General features: G+C 61.7%; 4 protein-coding genes. All 4 read left to right on the plus strand.

Annotated features, from left to right (window positions below):
* On the plus strand, positions 1 to 1254 hold a 1254-nt coding region (locus ABW043_RS12825), incomplete at its 5' end, for a type I secretion system permease/ATPase (protein ID WP_353921599.1).
* Positions 1244 to 2554 carry an HlyD family type I secretion periplasmic adaptor subunit gene (locus ABW043_RS12830; RefSeq protein WP_353921600.1) on the plus strand — a complete coding sequence of 437 codons (1311 nt, stop codon included), beginning with the start codon at positions 1244 to 1246 and terminating at the stop codon, positions 2552 to 2554. The genes ABW043_RS12825 and ABW043_RS12830, both read left to right, overlap by 11 nt.
* A 43-nt stretch (positions 2555 to 2597) precedes the next feature.
* Positions 2598 to 3044, plus strand: coding sequence for a hypothetical protein (locus tag ABW043_RS12835; RefSeq protein WP_353921601.1), 447 nt, complete (start codon positions 2598 to 2600; stop codon positions 3042 to 3044).
* Positions 3045 to 3225: 181 nt separating this feature from the next.
* Positions 3226 to 3477, plus strand: coding sequence for a DUF6894 family protein (locus tag ABW043_RS12840; RefSeq protein ID WP_353921602.1), 252 nt, complete (start codon positions 3226 to 3228; stop codon positions 3475 to 3477).
* The last annotated feature ends 281 nt before the right edge of the window (positions 3478 to 3758 follow it).

The following is a 3758-nucleotide window of genomic DNA, read 5'->3' on the forward strand; positions in this document are numbered from 1 at the left end:
TATCTGGCGCTCGCCGGCGGCGCGCTGATCTTCGTGCTGGTCATCTGCAACGAGTTTTCGTCCCGCAGCCCGAGCAAGGAAGTCGGCATGCGGACCGCCGCACAGTCGAAGGTCATGGACAGCGCCCGGCGCAATTCCGAGGTCGTCAATGCCATGGGCATGCTGGGCCGGCTGTCGGACCGGTTCTCCGAGATGGTCGAGCCCTATTACTATTCCCAGCAGATGGCGACGGACCGCAGCAACTTCTATTCGGGCATCATCAAACTGCTGCGCATGATCCTGCAATCGGCCATGCTGGCTCTGGGTGCCTATCTGGCCATCCAGCAGGAAATCTCCGGCGGCGTGATGATCGCCTCCTCGATCATCATGGCGCGCGCCATCGCACCGATCGAGCAGGCCGTCGGGCAATGGCCGTCCTTCATCGCCTGCCGCCAGGCGGCGGGCAGGCTGAACCAGGTGCTCTTGCAGTGCGACGTCGACCAGGGGCTGGAAGGCCTGCCGCTGCCGAAACACGAACTGACCGTTCAGGAGGCGGCAACCAGCGCACCCGGCGAGCCACTGGTGCTGCTGCAGGGTGTCGAATTTTCGCTGCAGGCCGGCGACGGCCTCGGCATTATCGGCGGCTCCGGCTCGGGCAAGACCAGCTTCGCCCGCGCACTCGTCGGGGTCTGGCCGGTATTGAAGGGCGCCATAAGGCTGGACGGTTCGACGATCGACCAGTGGAGCGACCAGGACCGCGGAAGGTTCATCGGCTATCTGCCCCAGGATGTCGAACTGTTCGAGGGAACCGTCGCCGAGAACATCGCCCGCTTCGACAAGGATGCCGATGTCGTGGCGATCGTTGCCGCAGCGAAGATGGCGGGCGTGCACAACCTGATCGCCGGCCTGCCGGAAGGCTACAACACCATGATCGGCGACGGCGGCGCCCGGCTTTCCGCCGGCCAGCGCCAGCGTGTAGGCCTTGCCCGCGCGCTGTTCGGCAATCCGTTTCTCGTCGTGCTCGACGAACCCAATTCCAACCTCGACGTCGAAGGCGAGCAGGCGCTCAGCCGGGCGATGGTCGATATTCGCGAGCGTGGCGGCATCGTCGTCGTGATCGCCCATCGCAGCAGCGCGCTGACGGCGGTCAACAAGATCCTGATCATCCAGAACGGCCAGCAGGTCGCCTTCGGAGACAAGGACCAGGTCCTCTCCAACGTTTCTATCCTCAATGGTTCCATGCAGTCAGGAAAGGCGGTTGCCAATGCCGTATGATCATCTCGACCGGGCTATCACCGGCGCCATCCGCAAGCAGCTGTTTCTTGCCATCGGCGTGGGCGGGCTGTTCTTCGGCGGGGTCTGCACGGCCGCCGCCTATGCCGAAATCAGCGGCGCCGTCATGGCCGCCGGCAAGATCATCGTGCTCGGCCGCGCCAAGCAGGTGGAACACCCGGATGGCGGCACCATCGCCGAAATGGTGGTGAGCGAGGGCGACCACGTGGAGGCGGGCGCTCTGCTGTTTCGCCTTGACGGCACGATGGCCCGCGCCAATCTCGGCATCATCGAGGGGCAGCTGGCGCAATTGATGGTGCAGGAGGCGCGCCTGCTGGCCGAACAGGCTGGCCGCACGGGAATAGACCTCCCGGCCGAACTCTCCTTCGTTCCCGAAGACCGCAGGACATTGCTGAGCGAAGCGCAGAAGATGCTCAAGCTGGCCCGCCAGATGACGCGCAGCAGCCAGAAGTCGCAGCTGGAAAAGCAGGTCGCCCAGTTCGCCGAGCAGATCACCGCGCTCGAGGCCCAGCGCAAGGCGGTCGACGAGAATGTCGCCCTGGTCGACGAGCAGTTGCGCCGCTATGACAGTCTCAATGCACGCGGGCTCATCACCCAGTCGCAGCTGATCGCCATGCAGCGGGAAAAGGCGTCCCTGATCGGCAGCCAGTCGGCCTTGACGGCGGAAATCATCGAGACGCAGCAGGCCAAGACGCAGGCCGAACTGAAATTCATTCAGGTCGACGAAGCCTTCTACGAAAGCGTGCTGACGGAACTCGATCAGAAGCGGCCCGAGATCGCAAAGCTCAGCGAAGAGCGCATTGCCGCCCAGGACAAGCTGCGCCGGCTCGATATCCGCGCGCCGATCGCCGGTTCGCTGCACCAGCTCAACATCCACACGATCGGCAGCGTCGCAGCGCCCGGGGAGACGCTGGTGAACATCATTCCCGACGACGACGAACTGATCGTCGAGGCGATGATTTCGCCGGCGGATGTCGATCAGGTCTTCACCGGCCAGGACGCGCGTATCCGGCTCTCGGGGCTCAACCAGCGGGTCACGCCTGAACTCGGCGCGTCGGTGATCGATATTTCGCCGGACCTGACGATCGAGGAACGGACGGGTGCCAGCTATTATCTCGCCCGCCTGCGCATCCCCGAAGCGGAGATCGCCAAGGTCGGGGAGACGCTGCTGAAGCCCGGCATGCCTGCGGAGGTTTTCGTGCAGACGGAAAGCCGCACGATCCTGTCCTACATGATCAAGCCGCTTTCCGATCAGGTCCGCCATGCGATGCGCGAGAGCTGAGACAATCATACAAGAACGTCATTATTGAAGAGGCAAGAACGCCATGGAAAACCGGCTCTCCGACGTCCACACGATCGCCAGCGAAATGATCCGCCGAGGCGAGATCGGCCTCGACAATGCCGACGCGGATGTTTCCAGAATAGTCCGCGTCGAGCGGCATGTCCCGGGGCGCAGCGCCGCCATCATGCCCGCTGCAGTCCCGTTCGGGCTCGACGAGGAGATCCGCAAGCTGGGTCTGCAACTGGAGACGATCAGGCGCTCGGTGGAATTTACCGAAGCGCAGGTGGCGGTCAATCGCGCCGGAACGGCCCGGACGCAAGACGAGACCGCGGCAACGCCGCCTGCGGGAAAAGGCTGGGCCGCGACATTGCTTATCGGCACAAATCTCATCCTGTCGGGGCTTCTGTTCGCCGAGATATACGATGGCCTCGTCAGCAGCGTCGGAGGCGATCTCTACCGGGCGGCCCATGGGCTGATCGGAGCCTTTTGATATGGACCACTCGCGGGTTGTCGACCCGAAAAGCGTAGGCAAGGAGATACCTCCTTGATGTTGCGTCTCAGTATCTTGTTTTATTGTGGATGGTAACGCTCAGCACAAGTGATGGCTGAGAATCATATGTTTGCCAGTAATTGGTCGTGCTAGTTTGTATGATCTTTGCACGGATGGACCAATGCGGCGATATTTCTTCGATGTTGAGAGAGACAACGTGTTTGAACTTGATGCCGAGGGCATCGAGCTCAAATCGATTCTTCATGTGCGAAAATACGCTCTGCAAGTATTGAGCGAGGTTCTCGCCGAAGATGCCAGCCATCTGGAAACCGCGAGCGCCCAGGTACGCGTTCGCGACGCGTGCCAGAATGTCTTTTCAATGCAGCTCGCATTGGAAACCACGTCCCACACCTCGGGTCCTCCGGCGGTTTGAAGGTAGGCGAATTGGTAAGCCCGGAGGGACGCGAACCCCCAATTAAGCGGTTATGAGTCGGAAGCTTCGGTGCTTCAGGGTGCGTCAATCGCATTCTTTTGCATTCTAACTAACTGACATAATTGGCCTATCGTCGATTTGGCGTTTCCATAGCCCCTTCTCTTAAACCCTGCGGCCGCAGCCGATGCTGCCCGCAACGTAGCCAGAGAGGAGCAGTTTTATGGCAATGTCACGCGCATTAACGGAGAACCACATTCGATCGCTTTGCCCGGCCGAGCCGG

The organism is Devosia sp. (genome assembly GCF_040509215.1).
GTDB lineage: Bacteria > Pseudomonadota > Alphaproteobacteria > Rhizobiales > Devosiaceae > Devosia.

What these genes read in the sequence shown, in the direction of transcription:
- ABW043_RS12835 (WP_353921601.1), top strand. Translation starts at nt 2,598, where the DNA reads ATGGAAAACCGGCTCTCCGACGTCCACACGATCGCCAGCGAAATGATC.
- ABW043_RS12830 (WP_353921600.1), top strand. Translation starts at nt 1,244, where the DNA reads ATGCCGTATGATCATCTCGACCGGGCTATCACCGGCGCCATCCGCAAG.
- ABW043_RS12840 (WP_353921602.1), top strand. Translation starts at nt 3,226, where the DNA reads ATGCGGCGATATTTCTTCGATGTTGAGAGAGACAACGTGTTTGAACTT.